The 18,761-nt window shown below is 71.9% G+C and carries 23 protein-coding genes and 1 pseudogene; 14 read left to right on the top strand and 10 right to left on the bottom strand.

What is annotated here, in order from left to right; genetic code table 11:
* Positions 1–12 precede the first annotated feature (12 nt).
* The 6 genes from ACZ42X_RS24355 to ACZ42X_RS24330 are packed head-to-tail and all read left to right on the top strand — an operon-like array spanning position 13 to position 5,390.
* Complete coding sequence (locus tag ACZ42X_RS24355; RefSeq protein ID WP_468293875.1) at positions 13–438, top strand: cupin domain-containing protein; 426 nt, start codon at positions 13–15, stop codon at positions 436–438.
* Positions 435–1,643 (top strand): NAD(P)/FAD-dependent oxidoreductase, encoded by a 1,209-nt coding sequence (locus tag ACZ42X_RS24350; protein ID WP_468293872.1) that lies wholly within the window; start codon positions 435–437, stop codon positions 1,641–1,643. The genes ACZ42X_RS24355 and ACZ42X_RS24350 overlap by 4 nt, the downstream gene beginning before the upstream one ends.
* The gene (gene epsC / locus ACZ42X_RS24345; protein ID WP_361417543.1) at positions 1,630–2,250 is read left to right on the top strand and encodes a serine O-acetyltransferase EpsC; all 621 of its coding nucleotides are present in this window, start codon (positions 1,630–1,632) and stop codon (positions 2,248–2,250) included. Before ACZ42X_RS24350 ends, epsC begins: the two co-directional genes overlap by 14 nt.
* Positions 2,247–3,887, top strand: coding sequence for a methionine--tRNA ligase (locus tag ACZ42X_RS24340; protein ID WP_468293869.1), 1,641 nt, complete (start codon positions 2,247–2,249; stop codon positions 3,885–3,887). Before epsC ends, ACZ42X_RS24340 begins: the two co-directional genes overlap by 4 nt.
* On the top strand, positions 3,884–4,963 hold the full coding sequence (locus ACZ42X_RS24335) for a hypothetical protein (protein WP_468293867.1): 1,080 nt from the start codon (positions 3,884–3,886) through the stop codon (positions 4,961–4,963). The genes ACZ42X_RS24340 and ACZ42X_RS24335 overlap by 4 nt, the downstream gene beginning before the upstream one ends.
* A complete protein-coding gene (locus ACZ42X_RS24330; protein ID WP_468293864.1) occupies positions 4,914–5,390 on the top strand; it encodes a rhodanese-like domain-containing protein in 477 nt (158 codons plus the stop codon). The genes ACZ42X_RS24335 and ACZ42X_RS24330 overlap by 50 nt, the downstream gene beginning before the upstream one ends.
* A 10-nt stretch (positions 5,391–5,400) precedes the next feature.
* Here the strand turns inward: ACZ42X_RS24330 and ACZ42X_RS24325 are convergent, their stop codons facing one another.
* A complete protein-coding gene (locus ACZ42X_RS24325) occupies positions 5,401–6,384 on the bottom strand; it encodes a helix-turn-helix transcriptional regulator (protein ID WP_468293861.1) in 984 nt (327 codons plus the stop codon).
* A 340-nt stretch (positions 6,385–6,724) separates the two neighbouring features.
* Between ACZ42X_RS24325 and ACZ42X_RS24320 the strand changes: the two genes are divergently transcribed.
* Positions 6,725–6,895, top strand: coding sequence for a hypothetical protein (locus ACZ42X_RS24320; RefSeq protein WP_468293858.1), 171 nt, complete (start codon positions 6,725–6,727; stop codon positions 6,893–6,895).
* 30 nt (positions 6,896–6,925) lie between these two features.
* Here ACZ42X_RS24320 and ACZ42X_RS24315 read toward each other — a convergent pair whose 3' ends face one another.
* From ACZ42X_RS24315 to ACZ42X_RS24295, 5 genes are all read right to left on the bottom strand, one after another.
* Entirely contained in the window at positions 6,926–7,384 is a 459-nt protein-coding gene (locus ACZ42X_RS24315; protein ID WP_468293855.1) for a MarR family winged helix-turn-helix transcriptional regulator, read from the bottom strand.
* Between the two features lie 75 nt (positions 7,385–7,459).
* On the bottom strand, positions 7,460–9,046 hold the full coding sequence (locus ACZ42X_RS24310; protein ID WP_468293852.1) for an SMI1/KNR4 family protein: 1,587 nt from the start codon (positions 9,044–9,046) through the stop codon (positions 7,460–7,462).
* Between the two features lie 33 nt (positions 9,047–9,079).
* The gene (locus tag ACZ42X_RS24305; protein WP_468293849.1) at positions 9,080–9,601 is read right to left on the bottom strand and encodes a RipA family octameric membrane protein; all 522 of its coding nucleotides are present in this window, start codon (positions 9,599–9,601) and stop codon (positions 9,080–9,082) included.
* Positions 9,602–9,650: 49 nt separating this feature from the next.
* Positions 9,651–9,833 carry a DUF397 domain-containing protein gene (locus tag ACZ42X_RS24300; protein WP_468293846.1) on the bottom strand — a complete coding sequence of 61 codons (183 nt, stop codon included), beginning with the start codon at positions 9,831–9,833 and terminating at the stop codon, positions 9,651–9,653.
* The gene (locus ACZ42X_RS24295) at positions 9,830–10,648 is read right to left on the bottom strand and encodes a helix-turn-helix domain-containing protein (RefSeq protein WP_468293844.1); all 819 of its coding nucleotides are present in this window, start codon (positions 10,646–10,648) and stop codon (positions 9,830–9,832) included. Before ACZ42X_RS24295 ends, ACZ42X_RS24300 begins: the two co-directional genes overlap by 4 nt.
* Before the next feature lie 82 nt (positions 10,649–10,730).
* Between ACZ42X_RS24295 and ACZ42X_RS24290 the strand changes: the two genes are divergently transcribed.
* The 5 genes and pseudogenes from ACZ42X_RS24290 (at position 10,731) to ACZ42X_RS24270 (ending at position 14,026) form a co-directional block, all read left to right on the top strand.
* Complete coding sequence (locus ACZ42X_RS24290; protein ID WP_468293841.1) at positions 10,731–11,150, top strand: hypothetical protein; 420 nt, start codon at positions 10,731–10,733, stop codon at positions 11,148–11,150.
* A gap of 64 nt (positions 11,151–11,214) precedes the next feature.
* Positions 11,215–11,757 (top strand): GNAT family N-acetyltransferase, encoded by a 543-nt coding sequence (locus ACZ42X_RS24285; protein WP_468293838.1) that lies wholly within the window; start codon positions 11,215–11,217, stop codon positions 11,755–11,757.
* Positions 11,758–11,858: 101 nt separating this feature from the next.
* The gene (locus ACZ42X_RS24280) at positions 11,859–12,851 is read left to right on the top strand and encodes a hypothetical protein (RefSeq protein ID WP_468293835.1); all 993 of its coding nucleotides are present in this window, start codon (positions 11,859–11,861) and stop codon (positions 12,849–12,851) included.
* Positions 12,848–13,285 (top strand): annotated as a pseudogene (locus ACZ42X_RS24275) (RNA polymerase sigma factor); the annotation flags it as partial. The gene ACZ42X_RS24280 and the pseudogene ACZ42X_RS24275, both read left to right, overlap by 4 nt.
* Positions 13,286–13,342: 57 nt before the next feature.
* Positions 13,343–14,026, top strand: a complete 684-nt coding sequence (locus tag ACZ42X_RS24270) for a DUF5701 family protein (RefSeq protein ID WP_468293832.1) — start codon at positions 13,343–13,345, stop codon at positions 14,024–14,026.
* A 93-nt stretch (positions 14,027–14,119) separates the two neighbouring features.
* On the opposite strand, the gene ACZ42X_RS24265 is transcribed toward ACZ42X_RS24270, so the two are convergent.
* From ACZ42X_RS24265 to ACZ42X_RS24255, 3 genes are all read right to left on the bottom strand, one after another.
* Positions 14,120–14,554: an NUDIX hydrolase gene (locus tag ACZ42X_RS24265; RefSeq protein ID WP_468293829.1), complete on the bottom strand. Its 435-nt coding sequence runs from the start codon at positions 14,552–14,554 to the stop codon at positions 14,120–14,122.
* A gap of 51 nt (positions 14,555–14,605) precedes the next feature.
* Positions 14,606–15,277, bottom strand: coding sequence for a class I SAM-dependent methyltransferase (locus ACZ42X_RS24260; RefSeq protein ID WP_468293826.1), 672 nt, complete (start codon positions 15,275–15,277; stop codon positions 14,606–14,608).
* A gap of 144 nt (positions 15,278–15,421) precedes the next feature.
* Entirely contained in the window at positions 15,422–15,862 is a 441-nt protein-coding gene (locus ACZ42X_RS24255; RefSeq protein ID WP_468293823.1) for a glycine-rich domain-containing protein, read from the bottom strand.
* Positions 15,863–16,058: 196 nt separating this feature from the next.
* Here ACZ42X_RS24255 and ACZ42X_RS24250 point away from each other — a divergent pair, with 196 nt between their 5' ends.
* Complete coding sequence (locus ACZ42X_RS24250) at positions 16,059–17,345, top strand: helix-turn-helix domain-containing protein (RefSeq protein WP_468293820.1); 1,287 nt, start codon at positions 16,059–16,061, stop codon at positions 17,343–17,345.
* A gap of 53 nt (positions 17,346–17,398) precedes the next feature.
* Here ACZ42X_RS24250 and ACZ42X_RS24245 read toward each other — a convergent pair whose 3' ends face one another.
* Positions 17,399–17,971 carry a dihydrofolate reductase family protein gene (locus ACZ42X_RS24245; RefSeq protein WP_468293817.1) on the bottom strand — a complete coding sequence of 191 codons (573 nt, stop codon included), beginning with the start codon at positions 17,969–17,971 and terminating at the stop codon, positions 17,399–17,401.
* A 186-nt stretch (positions 17,972–18,157) separates the two neighbouring features.
* Here ACZ42X_RS24245 and ACZ42X_RS24240 point away from each other — a divergent pair, with 186 nt between their 5' ends.
* The gene (locus tag ACZ42X_RS24240) at positions 18,158–18,631 is read left to right on the top strand and encodes a carboxymuconolactone decarboxylase family protein (RefSeq protein WP_468293815.1); all 474 of its coding nucleotides are present in this window, start codon (positions 18,158–18,160) and stop codon (positions 18,629–18,631) included.
* Positions 18,632–18,761: the final 130 nt, after the last annotated feature.

Raw genomic sequence — 18,761 nt, 5'->3', positions numbered from 1 at the left:
TTGGACCCGTACATGCACGTCTTCACCACCGGCGACGACGACATGGTCTTCGAGGAGGCCTACAACGTCAGCGGCCGGCGCATCTTCCCCTGGCCCGAGGCCGTCGAGACGCCGGGCTGGGGCGGCGCCTGGGTCGACGTGGCGCCGGGCGCCACTTCCACCCCGCACCACCACGACGAGAACGAGATGTTCTTCATCGTCGAGGGCAGCGGCGTCATGCGCATCGGCGACGAGACGCGCCGCGTGCGCGCCGGCGAGACGGTCTTCATCACGCCGTTCCAGGACCACGACCTGACCAACGACGGCGACACGCGGCTGCGGTTCGTCACCATCTGGTGGGGCGGAGCCGAGGCCATAGCCCGTGAACGCGCCAAGTGGGCCGCCCGGTTCGGCATCGACGACGCCTCCCCGATCGCCGGCGAGGCGGTGTGGGGATGAGTCCCATCGTGCACGCCCACGCCGACGCCGTCATCGTCGGCGGCGGAGTGATCGGGGCGGCCATCGCCCACCAGCTCGCCCTCGCGGGGATCGGCCGGATCGTGCTCTGCGACCAGGGCCGGGTCAACGCCCAGGGCGCCACCTCGCGCTCCGGCGGCCTGCTGCGGCTGCACCACACCGCCGCCTGCGACACCCGGCTCGCCGCCCGCAGCCTGCCCGTCTTCGAGCAGTGGTCGGACGCCATCGGCGGCGACTGCGGATACCGCCGCACCGGCTTCGTCATGATCGTCGGCGAGGGCCACGCCGACGACCTGCGCCAGAACGCCGCCGTCGCCACCGAGGCGGCCGGCTACCGGCGCGTCGAGGTCATCGGCCCCTCCGAGCTCAAGGAGCTCTACCCCGGGCTGCGCACCGAAGGCGTGGCGCTCGCCGCGTACGAGCCGGAGGGCGGTTACGCCGACCCCATGGCCGCCTCCGCGTCGCTGCTGACCGCCGCGTACCGGCTCGGCGTCTCGCCCTCGGAGGGCATCCGGGCCGTGAAGGTCCTGGAGCACGCGGGCACCGTCACCGGCGTGCTGACCTCCATCGGCCGGATCGACGCGCCGCTCGTCGTGCTGGCCGGCGGGGCCTGGGGCTCGGCGCCCGCCGAGTACCTCGGCATCCACATCCCGGTCACCGCCCGCCGCATCGGCCTCGCGCAGGCCGAACTGCCGGGCGCCGGGCGGCGCGGCTCCGGTGCCTCCGTGCCGACCTGCATCGACGACACCACCGGCAGCTACTTCCGGCCCGACGGCCTCGACCGCTTCTACTTCGGCGTGCCGAGCAAGCCCGACACCGTACTGGGCCGGGACGTCGAGCCGCTCACCTCCGCCGAGCTGGAGCAGGCCATCGACGCCATCGCCGGCCGTGTCCCCGCCGCCGCCACCGCGCCGCTCGCCGGCACCCGGTCCGGCCTCGACGGCTACACGCCCGACAAGCGGCCGGTGGTCGGCGCGGCCGGGCCCGACGGCCTCTACCTGGCGCTCGGCTTCAGCGGCGGCGGCTTCAAGCTGGCGCCGGCCGTCGCCGAACTCGCCGCCAAGGAGATCGTGGAGGGCGGCGCCGTACCCGGCAAGGCCGTTCAGGAGCTCCTGGAGCCGTACCGGCCGCAGCGTTTCCTCGCCGGCCACCCGATCCGCCCGGAGGCCCCCTATGACCACATGTAGACGGACCACCTTCAGGCACGTCCGGTCGGTGCTGCGGGAGGACGTCGAGACGGTCCTCGCGAAGGACCCGGCCGCGACGTCCCGCGCCGAAGTGCTGCTCTACCCGCACATCCACGCCCTCTGGACGTACCGGGTCGCGCACCGGCTGTGGCGGCGCGGCCACCGGGTCACCGCCCGCGCCCTGTCGCTGCTGGCCCGCGCGGTCTCCGGGATCGAGATCCACCCGGGCGCGCGCATCGGCCGCCGGTTCTTCGTCGACCACGGCACGGCCGTCGTCATCGGCGAGACCGTCGTCATCGGCGACGACGTGATGCTGTACCACCAGGTCACGCTGGGCTCGGTGGGCTGGTGGAAGGACCTGCGCCGGCCCGCCGGCGCCCGCCGCCACCCCGTCATCGGCGACCGCGTGGTCATCGGCACCGGGGCCAGCGTCCTCGGCCCGGTCACCGTGGGCGAGGACTCCCGCATCGGCGCACACTCGGTCGTCCTGGACGACCTGCCGCCGCGCACCCGCGTCGTCGCCGCCACCTCCGACGCCCTGCCCCCGCTCGACACCGCTCCTCTCGTCCTCCCCGAGGGCCTCTCCGAAGGAACCCCCACCTCATGACCTCGTACGTCGTCACCAGCGCGCCGCCGAACCCCAACGGCGACCTCCACCTCGGTCACCTCTCGGGCCCGTTCCTCGGCGCCGACGTCCTCACCCGCCACCTGCGCCGCCGCGGCCACGACGTGCAGTACGTCGGCTACTCCGACGAGCACTCCTGCTACGTCCCGCGCCGGGCCGCCGAGATCGGCTCCACCGCCCACCGCACCGCCCGCATGTTCGGGGACCGCATGGAGGAGACCCTCTCGCTGGGCGCCATGCACCACGACTGGTTCACCCGCCCGCTCACCGACGAGGCGCACACCCTGTTCGTGCAGCGGTTCTTCCTGGAACTGTGGGAGGCGGGCGCCCTGGAGGTCCAGGAGCTGCCGGTCTTCCACTGCGCCCCCTGCGACCGCTACCTGTACGAGGCCGAGGTGCGCGGCGCCTGCCAGTTCTGCGCCGAGCCCTCCGACGGCGTCTACTGCGAGGCGTGCGGCCTGCCGCAGGACCCCGCCGGGCTCGCCGACCCCCGGTGCACCGCCTGCTGGACCACGCCGGACACGCGCACCATGCGCCGCATCGTCTTCCCGCTGGAGCAGTACCGCGAGCGGCTCCAGGAGTACTACGACGACGCCCAGTCCCGCGCAGAGTGGCGGCCCCGGCTGCGCGCGTACCTGGAGGGCCTGTTCTCGCGCGAGCTGCCCGGCACCGCGATCAGCCGCGAGGCGTCGTACGGCATCCCGGTCCCGCTCCCGGGCTGGGAGGGCCACATCCTCGACACCTGGTTCAGCGGGATCTGGGGGTACGTGGCGGCCACCGCCCGGCTCGGCGAGGCCGACGGCGACGAGGGCGCGTGGCAGCGGCGGTGGACCGACCCGGAGACCCGGATCGTGAACTTCATCGGCTTCGACTGCTCGTTCTCGCACGCCGTGCTCTGGCCCGCGCTGCTGATGGCCCAGGGCGAACTGACCCTGCCCGCCCAGGTGGTGATCAACGAGTTCTACCGCCTGGAGGGGGAGAAGTTCTCCACCAGCCGGGGCCACGCGATCTGGGGCGGCGAGTTCCTGCGCCGGGTCAACGCGGACGCGCTGCGCTTCCACCTGTGCCTGACCGGACCGGAGCGGGAGCAGAACAACTTCTCCATGAAGGAGTTCACCGACACGGTCAGCACGGTGCTGGCGGGCGGCCTCGAGGCGTGGACCGACACCGTGCTGGACCTGCTCGCCAAGGACTTCGACTCGGCCGTCCCGACGGCCACCCCCGAGGGCCCGCTCGCCGCCGAACGGGCCGCGCTGCCGGGCCTCGTGGACGGCGCGCTCGCCGCCGAGACCTTCTCGCCGCAGCGCGCGGCCGCCGTGATCGCCGCGGTGGTGGACCGGGCCGTCGCGGACCTCCAGGAGCTGGCGCTGCTGGGCGCCGCCGGACCGCGCGAGCGGTACGCGGGACGGCTCGCCGCCTCGGTGGAGCTGCTCGCCGCCGTCACGGTGGCGGCCGCGCCGCTGATGCCGGGCTGGTCGGCGTTCCTCGCGGCGCAGCTGGGCGTGGCGGTGGACGCCGGAACGCGGATGCCCGAGTGGTCCGCGCTGGACGGCGCCCTGGTGCCGGCGGGCACCGCGCTGCCGTCCGACGTGCCGCTGTACTTCCACGAGTTGTCGTGACGCCGGGCCTCCCGGCGGCAGGTCCCTCGTCCGCCCGTGCCGCGACCGCGCGGACCCTGGCGGCGGTGCTGGGCGCCGGGACGCTCCTGCTCCCGGCGGCACTGGCCCCCGCTCCGCACGCCCCGGCCGTCGCCGTCGCGCTGGCCGCCGCCCTGGCCGGCTGGTGCCTGCTGCTCGCCGCCTCCGGCGGGACGCGGGCGGCGGGCCCGGTGGCCTTCGTCCGCGACCGGCTCGGCCCGGGGGCGGCGCGCACCGTCACCGCGCTGTACTTCGGCGGCTTCGCCACGGGCCAGGCGGCGGTGGCGCTGTCGGCGGGCGAGTTCGCGGCCCGGGCGTGGGGGCCGGTGGGCACACCGGTGCCGTACGCCGTGGCCGCGGTCGTCCTCGTCACCGCCGCCGTGGCCGCCCGGTCGGGCGCGTACCTGCTGCGCCGGGTCCGGCTGGCCGCGGTCCTGGTCCTGGCCGGTGCGTGGTGGGCGCTGGGCGGGCTCCCGGCGCCGGCCGGCCACGCGCCGAGCGCCCACCCCGCGCTGCTCGCCGTGCCCCTGCTCTTCGGCTGGGTCGGCCTGGAGTCGGCCGTACCGGCCGCGCGCGCCCAGCGCCGCGTGCTGGCCGGGACCCTGCTGGGCGTGGGCCTCGCCGCCGGGCTGTACGCCCTGCTGCTCGCACCCCTGGCTCCGGAGCCCCCGGCCGTCTCCGCGCTGCTGTTCCCCCCGCTCGCCCTGGTCTCGGCGCTCGTCTGCTGGACGTACTGCCGGACCAACCTGCGGGCGACGGGCGCCCGTTGGGTGGATCTCACGTCCGGTCGCGGGACGGCCGACGGCACCTCCGCCTCCGGCCCCGGCGGCCGGCGCGGGGCGGTCGTCGCCGCGCTCGTCGCCCTGGCCGTCCTCGGCCTCGCCCACACCGCCCGGTGGGGCGTGCCCGCGCTGCTGCTCGGCCCGGGCGCCGCCACCGCCGCCCTCTACGCCCTGCTCGCCCTCGCGGCCCTGCGCCGCCCCGTCACCCATCCCACGGAGGAAGACCATGACCACCACCACCGCTCCCTCGAAGGTGCTGCGCGTCCCGCCGGCTGACCCGGCCACCGCCGCCGCGCACTTCCACCGCCGCTTCACCTTCGAGGCCGACGCCTCCGACGTGCACGCCGACATCGAGTCCGGCGCCGCCTCCTTCGTCCTCGTGGACACCCGCGGCCCCGAGGCGTGGGCCCAGGGCCGTATCCCCGGCGCCGTACACCTGCCCACCGACGACATCGCGGACCGCGCGGCCGAGCTGGTGCCGGCCGGCAGCGTGGTCGTCACCTACTGCTGGGGCCCCGGCTGCAACGGCGCGACCCGCGCCGCGCACGCCTTCGCCACCGCCGGTTACCGGGTCAAGGAGATGCTCGGCGGCTTCGAGTACTGGTCCCGCGAGGGCTTCCCGGTCGAGGACGCCCAGGGCGTGCGCCGGTCCGCCCCGGACCCGCTGACGGCGCCCGTCGGGGGCGCGTCCTGCGCCTGCTGACCAACAGGCGTCACAGCAGGCCGTGTTCGGCGGCCCGCTGTCCCAGCTGGAAGCGGCTCTGCGCGTCCAGCTTCTCCATCAGCTCCGAGATCAGCCGCCGTTCGCTGCGCAGGGAGATTCCCAGCCGACGGGCGGCGGCCTCGTCGGTGTACCCCTGGGCGAGCAGGCGCAGCAGCTCCCGGGGCTGCGAGCCCGGGTCGTCGAGGCTGCGCCGGGGCGGCTCACCGAACGGCGTCGCGGTCGCCCACACCGCCTCGAACAGCGCGCAGAACGCGGCCACGGCCCCCGGCTCGCGCAGCAGCACCGCGCCCTTCGCGCTGTCGGCCGGGTTGATGGGGACCATCGCCGACTTCCGGTCGGCGATGTACATCCGCATCGGCAGGGCGGAGACGGTCCGCACCTGCCCGCCGCGCTCGGTCAGCCAGCGGGCGTGCTCGACGCTCGGGGGATCGTTCCGGATGGAGTCGAGGTAGATGGTCCTGATCCGCACCCCTCGCGCGAGCAGCGCCTCCGAGAGCGGCTCGCTGGCCTTGTAGGCCTCCGAGGTCTGGGCCCCGCCGGGCGCGAACGCCATGGATTCGGACCGGGTGCTGTCGTTCAGCTGCTCCATCTTCGCCCATACGGCATCGATCCCCTGGAGGCGTTCCGCCTCGTGGGTCTCGCCCGCCGGATGCAGCTCGGCGTACTGCGACAGCAGTGCGCCCGCCGCCGCCTGGCTCTCGGCCAGCGCCCGGTGCCGCTCGGCGATCTCCGCCTGCTGGTGGGCGAGCAGGGCGTCGAGCGCCGCCTTCGGGTTGACCACCCGCAGGCGGCCGTCACCGCGCCAGGACGGTGCGAGGAGGGAGAGCCGCGTCAGCTCCTCCAGGTCCTCGCAGATGTCCTCCTGGGGCCGGCCCAGTGCTTCGGCGAGGTGGGCGACGGTGAGATCAGGCCGTTTGAGGATGAACCGGTAGAGCGTGTCGGACCGCTCTGTCAGCCCGAGAGCAACGAGCACGGGAAGTCCCCCCAGGTCGCGGAACGGAGCGGCGCGCATGGTCGGCCGACAACGCTGGCGGCAAGGCGGGCCCTCAGAGGCGATCTTGCACGTGGATTGTCCACATCCATCGCTGCCTGCACAAACAGTGTCCATTACGTGGACCGACTGTGTCAGGAGCGTGCCCCCTCATACGCATGTCCGGAGGGCGGCGGACGCGCTGGCACGGATGTGTCGGGAGGCTTTGTGCCAGCGGAATCAAGCGACAGCCGCCTCCGCGGCTCGGCACGATGGCGATGCGCCGGGACGGAAAGAACCGGCCAACTCCCCGCTCTCCGTTCCGAGATGAAGAGGCTCCCCCATGTGCCGTAAGTCCGTTACGAAGCTCGTCGCCGCCACCGCCGCCGCCCTGCTCGCCGCCCTGACGGCGGGCCCCGCCGACCAGGCGCTCCGCGACCCGGCACCCCGCGTCTCCGTGGCCGCCGCGCAGCAGCCGGCCAGGGACTCCGCGCAGGAGCCGATCTGGTGCTGAGACGGCTCGGGCGGAGGCGGCCGACGTCCCCTAGTGGTGCCAGAAGCGCCCGCCCGTGTTGTGGATGAAGCGCTGGAGCACCTTCATGGTGGTCAGGTACTCCTCGTCGGTGATGTCCGCGTGCCGTTCCCTCCACAACTCGTCTTGCAGGGCAGCCGCCTTGGTGAAGAAGGCGCTGCCTTCCGGGGTGAGGGCGAGACGGCCCTCCGGGTCCTCGGTGATCCAGCCCTGGGTGATGGTCGTGTCGATCTCCGCTTCCATGGTCACCTCGCCCGTGTCCAGGTAGTCCCGGAGGAGGCGCGAGACCTCGGTGCGGGTCTTGGGGCTGTCGGCCCGGGCCACTTGGGCGAGCACCCACCACTGGGGCTGCGTGGTGCCGATCTCGTCGAGCGCGGCGCGGGTGCGGGTGACGACGGCCTTGTACGCGGCCCAACTCCAGTAGCCGATGGGCTGCTTGATCAGTTCGTCGTCGCTGTGCGTGTACTGCATGGCTGGTCCCTCCGGCGGTGCGCGGGTGGTGCGCGTTCGGTGGGACTCACCGTAGAAACTCAAGCTGACTTGAGGTCAAGGCGTGAGCATTCCGGTGGTGCGAAGGGCGTCCGCGGTGTCGAGTCCCAGGCGGGCCGCCCAGGCCAAGGCGTCGTCGAGGCCGGCGTCCTCGTCGGCGAGACGTGCGGCCGCGAGACCGGGAGGCACCGCTCCCGCGTCTAGCAGGGCGGTCCACTGGCGGCCGGTGAGGGCGAGGTAGCGCAGCTCCGGCAGCTCGGCCAGGGCGGTCAGGTCGGGGGTGTCGGCCCCGGAGAGGTCGAGGCCGCGCAGATGGGGCACGGTACGCAGCGGGGTGAGGTCGGTCGGGGCCGTGGTGGTCAGATCGAGCGACGTGAGGTGGGCGTGCCCGGCGAGCGGGGTCAGATCGCCGTCGACGAGCGTGACGCGCAGGGACTCGACGGGCAGGTCGCGCACCGGGGTCAGGTCACCGGTGGTGGAGCGGTTGAGGTGCAGACGGCGCAGCCGGGGCGCCGCGGTCAGCGGGGCGAGGTCGACGACGTCGGGGGCCTTGTTGACGTGGAGCGCCTGGAGGGTGGGCGGGACCTCGTCCGGGATGCCCCCGATGAGCTGGAGCGGGACGGGCTTGCGGCCGGGTTCCCGCAAGGCGATGTGCTCGCCGTGCTTCTCGTACGCGCCCTGGTCCAGGAGGCCCAGGTAGTGGCCGAGGAGCGAGGTGACCGAGTCGGTGACGTAGTCCGGCCCCTCGTTGTAGTCGCGGCCGGTGCGGACGACCTGGCCGGGACGCCCGTTCCGGGCCGGGACCGTGTCGACGGCCAGGTAGTTGCCGTCGTACGCGGTGGCGAAGCGCAGCCAGCCCGGATGGGCGCCGCAGCGGCGGACGGTGTCGGCGGGGGTGGTGTCGAAGACGACGCCGTCCCACTCCAGGTCCCAGCCGAACCAGGGCCGCTCGACCGCGTACCGGCCGGTGCTCTCGGCGACGAGCCGCCTCAACGGCAGCCAGGCGTGGCCGCGGAACAGCCCGAGGTCCCCGTCGCCGTCGGCGACCGCGTACAGCGCCCGCAGGTCGGCGGGCAGGCGGCGGCCGAGGCGGCCCTCCGCCTCCGCGATCTCCGCCTCGGTGGCGGGCGGGGGCAGCTCCTCCGGGTTCCCGAGGATCGCGGCACGCCGTTCGAGGTACGCACGGAAGCGGGCCACGGCCGGCTCCGGTTCCCCCGCCGGAGCCGCCGTGCCGGGCTCCTGGTACGCGCCGGGCTGAGGAAGCCGGTAGTCGGGGTCCAGGACCGCCTGGTAGCCGCTGCCCTCCCCGGTCACCCAGGTCAGGGAGTCGTCGAAGGCGGTGAACCGGTACGCGCCGGTCGGCAGGCACCGGATCTCCACGCTCGCGGACTCCCACCCCCGCTCCTGCCGCAGTGCCTCGCCCAGCACCATGAGCTCCACCAAGGGGTGGGGCATGGGGTTTTCCCAGGGATTGCCCCGCGGGGTGTAGCCACCGGTCACCGTGACGCCGTGACGACCGACCTGCCCGTGCATCACCGCCCGTGTCCAGCCGCTCGGCGCTTCCGCGGTGATCGCCTCGACTATCGCCCGTACCGCCTGCTCCACCATGACCGCTCCCGTGCTCTCGCTGGTGCCGCGCATCATGGCAGATCCCACTGACACCGCCGCCGTCCGGCGTCAGGCGACGGCCGCTGCGAACCCCAGCAAGTACGTCAGCGCGAACGCGAACGGCACCCACTGCTCGACGTGGGTCAGCGGCAGGTACTTGCGCCAGTCCCTCCCCTCGCCGAGGGCCTGCCACTCGGCGCGGGAGTACGCGTACGCCGGTAACCGCTCCTCGAACGCGCCGATCACCGCGTACTTCGCCGCGGTGAGCAGGCGGTACGAGCGGATGGTGACGAACCAGGCGACGCACTGGGCGAACAGGATCGCCAACCCGCCCAGCAGCGCCCAGAGCGGTGCGTGGGTGAGGCCCCCGCCGCCCAAGCCGGTCAGCATCGCGGCGATGACGCTGTTGAGGGAGACGAAGAAGGTGTTGGTGAGGTTGCGGCGGGAGCTGGTGCGGTCGGCCATCTCCACGCACAGCTTGTACTGCTCCAGGACAGCGGCCTGGTACTGCTCACCCCCGGGCTCGTATCCGGGCGCGTACGCGGCGGGACGGACGGTGGCGTTCCAGAGCGCTTCTCCGATGTCGGTCATGCCCGCATCATGTGGGCGTGCCCCGGCCCCTGTCAGGAGCGCCTTCGGCTCAGCTGTCGTGGGCGGCGGCGAGGAAGGCGGACCAGGCGGTGGGGGAGACGGTGAGGGCGGGGCGGGTGGTGTCCTTGGAGTCGCGGACGTGGACGGCGTGGGGGCAGGCGGCGACCTCGACGCAGTCGCCCTGCTGGTCGCTGCTGTAGCTGCTCTTGAACCAGTTGAGGTCCGTGCTCATAGCTTTCGTGCCACCTGTTCGATGAGTTCGGCCGAATCGTCCGGGTTGAGAGCTTGCGCCCGCAAGAGGCCGTACCGTGCGAACGCGTCTCCCAGCTCTGGCTGCTCGCTCAGAAAGTACCTCCCACTCTGTCCCTCGACATAGACGAGCTGGCTTTGGCGCTTGGCCGTCTCCAGAAGTACGAAGGGACCGCTGAGCCCGGCGTGGACCTCCGGAAACTCCGGCATCACCTGGATCTGCACGTTGCTCAGCTGCCCGATCTCCAGGATGTGCAGCAGGTTTTCCTTGAGTACTGCCGCGCCGCCGAGCGGCTTGGTCAGTGCCGCCTTCTCCAGGACGAAACTGATGAGCGCCGTGGGCTTCCGATGGAACAGGCTTTGCCTGGCCATCCGGGCCGCGATGGATGCCTCCAGCTCCTCTGGATCCCACGGCGGGCAGGCGCAGGCGTATACGGCTCGCGCGTAAGCCTCGGTTTGAAGCAGACCCGGGATCAGCTGGCTCTCGTACTTGTGGACACCTGCCGCCTTCGCCTCCTCCTCCAAGTAATCCTCGAACCACGCCGCCACACCGCTCGCAGTGAGCTCCTGCGCCACCTCGATCAGTGCACCTTGTGCACCCAGGAACTCATCCGACAGCGCCACGAAATTGCCCCTCGGGCGCCGCTCGCCGCGCTCGATCATGGCCACCTGGGACTTGGAGTAACCGGTGTGGCGGCCCAGCGCCTCCTGCGATACCTTCGCTCGCTCCCGGTGGAAGCGGAGCAGCCTGCCGAACGCCTTCGCGGCGCCCGTGGTGCCCGTGTTTCCCCTCTTCACGCACGTCCTCCCCAATTGCACAGCCCCTCACAGACCTCCTGTGGTGCTGGTCACAGTAGAACCGGAGGGCCAAGCTGGCCGCATGAATCAGCGCAATTCGCTTGACAGAGTGCCTTCTTGGGTACCCGCCTCCGGGCACGCCCTGCGGCACGCGGGCATCCACTTCGACGCCGTACGCATCGGCGGGATGCTCGGCGAGGAGGTCGCGTACGAGCTCATGCAGTTCACCCACTTCGAGGCGGGGCCCATCGTCCGGGAGCTCGCCGGGGAGCAGAACCTCTACTTCCTCCTGCCGCCGCAGACGGCACGCGCGTACGCCTGGCCGGCGGGGGCGAGGGCGCTGAGCCGGAACGCGCGCGGGGCGGCGTTCGTCGGGGTGCCCGCGCTCGACGGGCTGACGTGGCCGCTGGACTGGCGGTCGCGGCCGACGGCGGAAGCGCCGTTCGTGGAGCCGGACCTGCTGCACGAGACGGTGGTCCGGGTGATGGCACCGCCCGGGTGACCCACGGCGGCCGTGGGTGCTTAATGGTTTGCCGCCGTCCGGCCCGGCCGGATAAGAACCTCGCATGCTACGAGGCGGCAAGGTCGGGCTGAGGGCCCGCTACGACGAGGACATCCCGGTCCTGCGGACCGAGCTCTACGACGACGTGGCCGGTGCCTCGCGGGCGGAGGGAGTGCCGTGGCGGCCGATCACGCCCGGCTCGAACGATCCCCGGCTCGTGGTGGACGACAAGCAGCAGGGGAGGGTCCAGTTCTCCGTGGTCGAGCTGGACGGCGGGGCGCTCGTCGGCACCGCCACGCTGTGGGGCATCGACAACCACCACCGGTCCGCGCACATCGGGCTCGGGCTGCTGCCGTCCTCCCGCGGCAAGGGGTACGGCACCGACGTGGTCGCGGTGCTGTGCTACTACGGCTTCGTCGTGCGCGGCCTGCAGCGGTTGCAGATCGAGACGCTGGCGGACAACACCGCGATGCTGCGCTCCGCCGAGCGCAACGGCTTCGTCCGGGAGGGCGTGCTGCGCTCCTCGCACTGGGCGTTGGGCGAGTTCCTGGACGAGGTGGTGCTCGGGCTCCTCGCCCAGGAGTGGAAGCCGGACGCGCGGGGATAGGGGAGTTCCGCATCGGGCTGCCCTGGAGGGGCCTGCCCAAGCGGTTCGGCCCGTGGCAGACGACTATCTGAGGACGAAGTAGCAGCATGGAGCACACGCCGGTGCCCGCGGAGCTCACAGCAAGCGAGGAGTTCTCCGGCCTGGCCAGGTCGGATGGCAGGCTCGACCAGTGGCTGGTGAGGGAGGGCGCCTACTGGCTGGTGGCCCGCGGCGCAACGGACATCCGCCTGGGCCGGGTATCCGGAGACCAGGGCACCATCCTGGACGCTCAGCACAGCTGGACCATTCGCGCTCTGGCCGAAAGCCGTTCGTACTGCTCTCATGCTCCTGATGGAGCTCTAGCCGTCAGCACCCGGGAGGCTGTGACGGTCTACGACGCGGACGGGCAGGCCCGCTGGACATTCCCTCACGCGCCGTGGCCATGGTGGGCTTTCGGTGCCTGCTGTGCCGACCCGACCGGCCGCTACCTGCTCGCCGCCGTACCCGCTGCCACACTGACGGATCAGGGCCGTCGACAGGACGCCTGTATCGCACTCGACCTCAAGACCGGTGAGGTCGTCGCCGAGACCGTCATGCCGTCCTCCGACGGCACCTACGAGTTCCATCAGGGACCCACCAGTGCAGCGGAAGTGTTCCTCAACGCGGCTCAGGGGCAGGAGGAGGCGTACTCCCTCCTCGTCTCCCTCACCCCCGACAGCGGGCTGCGCCTGCGGACCGTGGGCACCTTCGACGAACCCTTCACGGGCAGCTCCATCGCACCCGGCGACTTCCTGACCATCTCCATCGGAGGCGCTCTCCTGTCCCGCTACACGGCAGGCGCGCAGGAACCGCTCGAGGCCGAGGCCGGCGACGTCCTGCCGGATGGACTCGTCTTCATGGGCCAGCCTGGCTACGTCGACGGCGACCGCATCCTGGCAGCGGCAGGGGAGGACCCCTGGGGCGAGGAAGCACGCCACTTCATCCTCGATGCCGGAACTCTGACCGTCCTGGGTGAGGTGCACTACCCGCACGCCGTGGGGTGTCTGCCCGTGCCGCTGGGAGACGGCACGTGGCTCACTCTGGACGGCGACACCGTACGGCGCTGGCGCGGCTGATCGAGGAGGGCGTCGGCCTGATCAGCCGGACCCTGCCGCGCGGGCAGGTGGGCCCGTACCAGGTGCAGGCCGCCATCGCGGCGGTGCACGACGAGGCGCGGGACACCGACGCGACTGACTGGCCGCAGATCCTCGCGCTCTACGAACTGCTGGAGCACTTCGGGCCCAACCCGATGGTGACGCTGAACCGCGCGGTCGCCGTCGCCATGGTCCACGGCCCGGGCGCCGGGCTCGACCTGCTCGCGGAGCTGGAGGCCGACGGCCGCCTGGCCCGCCACCACCGGTTGCACGCGACGCGGGCGCACCTGCTGGAGCTGCTCGGCGACCGGGAGTCCGCGGCGGCCGCGTACCGGGAGGCCGCGCGCCGTACGACGAGCGCCCCTGAGCGACGGCACCTCGCGGGGCGGGCACAGCGGATGGACGGGAACACGTGAGGCAGGCGCGTCGTTGACCCGGGGCCACCGCTTCGAACAGCCGACTGAGGGAGTGCTGTGCCCGAAACCGTACCCGCCGCCGCCACCACCGTGACCACGCTCCCGCCGCTCCCGCCGCTCGCCGCCCAGGCGGAGTGCCTGATCGAGCTCGGGGTGCACGAGCTGGCGGGGATGTCCGCCGAGGAGCTGCGCGCATTCGCCGAAGGCGCCAACGGTGTGGGCGGCGACGGTGACGTTCTGCTCGCCGTCCACCCGAGCCGCGTCCCCGCCTCGGCGCTCGCGCCGCTGCTCCGCCGCGCGGACAAGCCCGGGTTCGTCGTCGTCGACATGCCCGACGTCGACGACTTCGCCCCGCTCGACACCGTCGAGCTGCCCGATACGCCGCTCTACCTCGTCACCGCCCCGGACCGGGGCGACGACATGGCCAACTGGAGCCCGGAGGAGGCCCTGCCCGCCCTCACCGCGAAGGACCGCACCCCGATGGTCCTCACCGAGGGCATCCACTGGGTGCTCCAGCAGCCCGAGGCCCTGGAGCGCAACCACTGCTTCATGACGATCGGTTCGCGGCTGCGCAAGGCCAACGGCACCTTCGACGCCCGCACCCCGGCCATCTGGATCAGCAACGGCACGGGCCGCGACGGCCGCGAGCGGCGCGACGCCCCGAAGGTGGGCTGGTGCTGGTGGGGCAACCGCCACACCTGGCTGGGCTTCGCCTCGACGACGGGCCGCAGGCCCGCGTAAGACGCTCTGGTCGCGGGCGGGCCGGCAGCAGCCCGCCCCGATCGGCTGCCGAAGCCCGCGGGCCGGTCTCGCGGGCTGTCCGCCGGACACGACCTAGGGGGCGGATTCAGTCCGCAGCGCGGCGTCGAGGTACAGCTGCACCGGCGCGAACAGCCCGTACGGCACGTACGCGGAGATCTTCTCGTGTGTCACCCAGGCGAGCTCCGCCAGTTCCTCGATGTCCGCGACGTACGCTGCACCGCTCACGACGTGGCAGGCGGTGTAGGACATCAACCTCCCGGTCACCGGGTGGACCCGTTCGCCGAGCAGCTGGATGGCGGAGACGTGCAGTCCGGTCTCCTCCCTGGTCTCCCGCACGGCGGCGGCCTCGCGCATCTCGCCGGGCTCGACCGCGCCGGCGGGGAACTGCCAGGAGAGCCGACCTTCGCCGACCCGGCGCCGCACCATCAGGACGCGCCCCTCGCGGACGACGACGGCTGCGGCGATGGGAGGTTGGTCACGTCCGTTACCAGAGGTCTGCTGCGGCACGTCCACTCCTCCTCGCTGCACACCCGCTCCGGCGGTCGACTCGCGTACACGTCACCGCGCGGGCATGCTTCCGCGCACCATCAGGGTGCCGACATCGCCGGGATTCGGTGCCGGTAGGACAAGAGCGTCGACCTCCGTGAAGCCTTGCCGCTTCAGGAGGTCCGCCCACCAGTCCGGGCTGTACGCCCAGCGCAGGACGGTGAGCTTTCGGCCGGCCAGGCCGTTGCCGTACATCGGCTGCGGACCGTAGAAGCCCTCGAGCGGCTCGGCGTGCGCGAAGGCCAGGGTGCCGCGGGGATTGAGCCGCTTGGCGATCAGCGGCACGAGCTGGTCCGGATCGGTGAACCACAGTGCACCCCACACCGAGTACACGGCGTCGTAGGTGGTCTCGGTGCGGGCAAGGTAGTCGCACGCCTCGGCCTCGACGAAGGTGAGACCAGGGGTGCCTTCCCACCACCGGCGTGCCCGCGCGATCTGCGCCGAGGAGAAGTCCAAGGCGGTGACCTCGACCCCGGTCCGGGCCAGGAACACCGCTTCCTTCCCCTCGGCGCAGCCGAGCTCCAGCGCCGTGCGGGGCGTTCGGAGGAACTCGGCGCCCGGGCCGTGGCCCTCGTACTGCGTCCAGGCGAAGGCATCGACCTCGGGGGCAGGCTGTTCGCCTTCGCCGTGGTGGGGCTTGTACGTGTCCCAGTACTCGGGCAGGTTGGTCGACGCGCGGGGCATGGGTCCTCCGGGGCCTGTGTCTCCAGGCAGGCCACCGTAGCCACGCGCTGCGTCGGGCGCGGCGGTATCGCGCCGTTTCATCCGCACGGACGATCGAGCCCAGGGCCCCGGGCGGCTGGATCCACCCGCGGCCCTGGGCTTCGGTCAGTGGCAGTCGGCTCCCGGTCGGCAGGGGCCGCACTTCGCGTAATCGCGCTCCCACAGCTTCCAGTCGACCTGGAATCCGTTGTCCGCGATGATGCTGGCCGTGCGCTCGACGCTGCCGTCGTACTTGAACGCGACCTCGGGGATGTGCTCCAGGAACCTGCCGTCGAAGTGCTCCTCGCACCACTCGCGGTAGTTCTTCGTGTCCAGGATGAAGACGTGCACCGCGGTGTCCACCAGCCGGCCACAGCACATCTCCAGGCCCTGGCCCCACTTCTCGATGGCCGTGATCAGGTACGAGATGGCCGCGCCGAAGAGGCGGGTAGCCATCACCTCGTCGAAGGGGTGGTCGCGCATGAGGAGCTGGATCTCGCGGTCCCAGACCTCGGGCTTCACATAGTCGCGCGGGTTGCGGAGCCGGGTTTCGGCTGCTGTCGCCATTTGCTGTCCTCCGGATGTCGGAGCCCCGCCTTCGTGCGGGGTCGCGGTTCCACGAAATCGCCGATCCGGTCGCCGGGGTGATCGACTCGCCTCCCGTGCACGGCGTTTGCAGATGCTGCACGCGCCGTGTTCAGGCAGTACGGATGCGGCTACCGTGAGCAGGCAGTACCCGCCGCGGTGTCGTGTGGGAGGCCAGATGAGCACCGAACCGCTGTGGTACACCGGCCAGGTCCATGCGTCCATCGAGCAGCGCGACCCAGGAAGGCTCATCCGCATCGGCCGGGTCTCCCGAGGATGGCGTCAAGCGGATCTCGGGATACGCATCGGCTGTTCCGCCTCCACGGTTTCCCGGCTGGAGACTCGGGGACGCCATGCCGACTTGGACCTCCTGCGGCATGCCGCCCGGGAGGTCGGTGTGCCGCCAGACGTGTTGACGGCTTGTTTGGGGTTAACAGGCCCTCCAGCCACTAGAGTCTCGCCGGAAGGGGCATGCCGCGCCGAGGAGGATCCATTGCGCCGCCGGACACTGCTCGCCGCCGCAGGGCTCACGGCTCCGGCCGCCCTGCTCGGCGGCCTTGATGACGCGCTGGCGAGCATGCCTGCCCCGACCGGTACCTCAGTCCCGCTCGATGTACGCCTGGCCCAGGCCCGCCGCGCATTCGACGCTGGCCACAACACGAAGCTTCTGAAGGACATGCCGGAGCTGCTCGCCGACGCCCACGCTGCCGCCCGTAGCCGTACGGACGTCGCGATCGCCCGCCTCTCCGCGACCTACAGCCTTGCCTCGCAGGTACTGACGAAGGTAGGCCGCTACGAGCAGTCCCGGATCACCGCCGAGCGGGCGGGTGTGTACGCGGAGTGGTCCGGTTCTCCGCTCGTCGCCGCAGCTGCGGCGCGCGAGCTGAGCATCGTGCTGCGCCACCAGGATCAGCCGGGCGCAGCCCAGCACCACATCCTCGACGCCGTCGCCCGGGTGGAGGCCACGGGCCTGAAGACCGACGCCCAGGCGTCCGCATACGCACAGATGCTGTGCACAACCAGTTACACGGCAGCGATCGCCGGTGACCGAGGTCAGGCACTCGACATGATCAGGGAAGCGGCGCGAGCGGCCCGGCGCCTTCCGGACGAGGCGCCCGACGGACGCTTGTTCTCGCTCACGCCAGCAGCCGTCGACCTTTACACCGTCGGGGTGCACTGGGCCCTAGGCGACGCCGGAAGGGCACTGGAAGCTGGGCGTCGCCTCCATGAGGGCCAGTTCACCACCCCTGAGCGCAAAGGCCGCATGCACACCGACCTCGCGCGGGCCTGGTGGCAGCGTGGCAAGCCCGAACAGACGGCAGCGGAGCTGCTGTCTGCCATGCGTGTTTCCCCGGGGGAGGTGCGCGACCGCCCTGCGATCCGGAAAATCGTCACCGAGCTCCGCTCACGACACGCACGGGTCAGCGGTGTGCGCGAGCTGGTCACGGCTGTCGGCCTTTCCTGACGCCGGGGCTGGGTCCTTCGACACCTCCGGGCGGCCGGACAAGACCAGCGCCGTCAGCGGACGATGTCGAAGACCTGCTTCTGGAGGCCGTTGGCGTACGCCTCGTGCTCGACCAGCTTCAGCTTCTGGACGTCCTTGTCCGTGGCGCTGAAGAGGCGCTTGCCCGCGCCGAGGAGGAGCGGGAAGACGAGCAGGTGGTAGCGGTCGATCAGGCCCGCGTCCGACAGGGCGTGGTTCAGGGTCGCGCTGCCGTGGACGATGATCGGGCCGCCCTCGGTCTGCTTGAGGGCGGCGACGTCGTCGACGGAGCGCAGGATCGTCGTCTCGCCCCAGTGGGGGACCAGGGCGTCCTCGGTGAGGGTGGTGGAGACGACGTACTTCGGCATCGCCTTGTAGTCGGCGAAGTCCTCCATGTCGGGCCACACCCCGCTGAACGCCTCATAGCTGGTGCGGCCCATCAGCATCGCGGTGGCCTCCTTCTGCTCGCGGCCCTTGATGTCGAAGGCCTCGGGCAGGAACTCGACGTGCTGGAACGTCCAGCCGGAGTTCCGGTAACCGGGCTCGCCGCCCGGGGCTTCCACGACGCCGTCGAGGGAGACGAAGGCGGTGCTGATCAGGGTGCGCATGGCGGGTCCTCCTGTGCCGTGTGTTCCGTGTTCGGTCTCGGGAGTCTGACCGTCGAGCACGCAGGAAGTCATCGGTGAGGGAGCCCCCGGCAGGGGGAGACGCGCGTCACAGTCGGCGATGTCACGCTTCGCCGGGGCCGACTCGTCCCAGAGGTGTATCCGCCAGCAACGGCCAAGGAGCACACCATGGAAGCCCGACTGAACCTCTTCGCCAGCCCGGTCGCCGCCACGTTCGTCAAGCACCTCGCGACGGCCGGGAAGGTCCTGGAGGGCGCGTCCGTGCCCACCGAGACCCAGCACCTGATCACCCTCCGCGCGAGCCAGATCAACGGCTGCGGTTTCTGCGTCGACATGCACACCAAGGACGCCCTCCACGCCGGGGAGACCGCCCTGCGCCTGAACATGGTCGCGGCCTGGCGGGAGGCCACCGTCTTCACCGACGCCGAGCGCGCCGCGCTGGAGCTCGTCGAGCAGGGCACGCGCATCGCGGACGCGGCCGGCGGCGTCACGGACGAGGCGTGGGCGAACGCCGCGAAGCACTACGACGAGGAGCAGCTCACCGCGCTGGTGGCGACCATCGCCCTCATCAACGCCTTCAACCGCCTGAACGTCATCGTCCGGAACCCCGCCGGTGACTACCAGCCCGGGCAGTTCGCGTAGACCGTCCGCTGAGCTGTGGAGTGAAGTGCCGTCCGCCGAAAAGGACTTGTTGTACGAAATGGCGGGTGATGCGGTACGGTGACCGCGTCATCACGCTCCGTGGGCACATGGAGCGGTCCCCGGCGGTGCG

It is taken from the genome of Streptomyces sp. NPDC030862, from assembly GCF_055571835.1.
This window is presented reverse-complemented; position numbering and strand designations above follow the sequence as displayed.

Coding starts and splice junctions, on each gene's coding strand:
- ACZ42X_RS24305 (WP_468293849.1), bottom strand. CDS start 9,601: ATGACCGACATCGGAGAAGCGCTCTGGAACGCCACCGTCCGTCCCGCC.
- ACZ42X_RS24310 (WP_468293852.1), bottom strand. CDS start 9,046: ATGATGCGCGGCACCAGCGAGAGCACGGGAGCGGTCATGGTGGAGCAG.
- ACZ42X_RS24240 (WP_468293815.1), top strand. CDS start 18,158: ATGGAAGCCCGACTGAACCTCTTCGCCAGCCCGGTCGCCGCCACGTTC.
- epsC (WP_361417543.1), top strand. CDS start 1,630: ATGACCACATGTAGACGGACCACCTTCAGGCACGTCCGGTCGGTGCTG.
- ACZ42X_RS24255 (WP_468293823.1), bottom strand. CDS start 15,862: ATGGCGACAGCAGCCGAAACCCGGCTCCGCAACCCGCGCGACTATGTG.
- ACZ42X_RS24350 (WP_468293872.1), top strand. CDS start 435: ATGAGTCCCATCGTGCACGCCCACGCCGACGCCGTCATCGTCGGCGGC.
- ACZ42X_RS24245 (WP_468293817.1), bottom strand. CDS start 17,971: ATGCGCACCCTGATCAGCACCGCCTTCGTCTCCCTCGACGGCGTCGTG.
- ACZ42X_RS24340 (WP_468293869.1), top strand. CDS start 2,247: ATGACCTCGTACGTCGTCACCAGCGCGCCGCCGAACCCCAACGGCGAC.
- ACZ42X_RS24315 (WP_468293855.1), bottom strand. CDS start 7,384: ATGCAGTACACGCACAGCGACGACGAACTGATCAAGCAGCCCATCGGC.
- ACZ42X_RS24250 (WP_468293820.1), top strand. CDS start 16,059: ATGAGCACCGAACCGCTGTGGTACACCGGCCAGGTCCATGCGTCCATC.
- ACZ42X_RS24330 (WP_468293864.1), top strand. CDS start 4,914: ATGACCACCACCACCGCTCCCTCGAAGGTGCTGCGCGTCCCGCCGGCT.
- ACZ42X_RS24355 (WP_468293875.1), top strand. CDS start 13: ATGCACGTCTTCACCACCGGCGACGACGACATGGTCTTCGAGGAGGCC.
- ACZ42X_RS24260 (WP_468293826.1), bottom strand. CDS start 15,277: ATGCCCCGCGCGTCGACCAACCTGCCCGAGTACTGGGACACGTACAAG.
- ACZ42X_RS24320 (WP_468293858.1), top strand. CDS start 6,725: ATGTGCCGTAAGTCCGTTACGAAGCTCGTCGCCGCCACCGCCGCCGCC.
- ACZ42X_RS24285 (WP_468293838.1), top strand. CDS start 11,215: ATGCTACGAGGCGGCAAGGTCGGGCTGAGGGCCCGCTACGACGAGGAC.
- ACZ42X_RS24290 (WP_468293841.1), top strand. CDS start 10,731: ATGAATCAGCGCAATTCGCTTGACAGAGTGCCTTCTTGGGTACCCGCC.
- ACZ42X_RS24300 (WP_468293846.1), bottom strand. CDS start 9,833: ATGAGCACGGACCTCAACTGGTTCAAGAGCAGCTACAGCAGCGACCAG.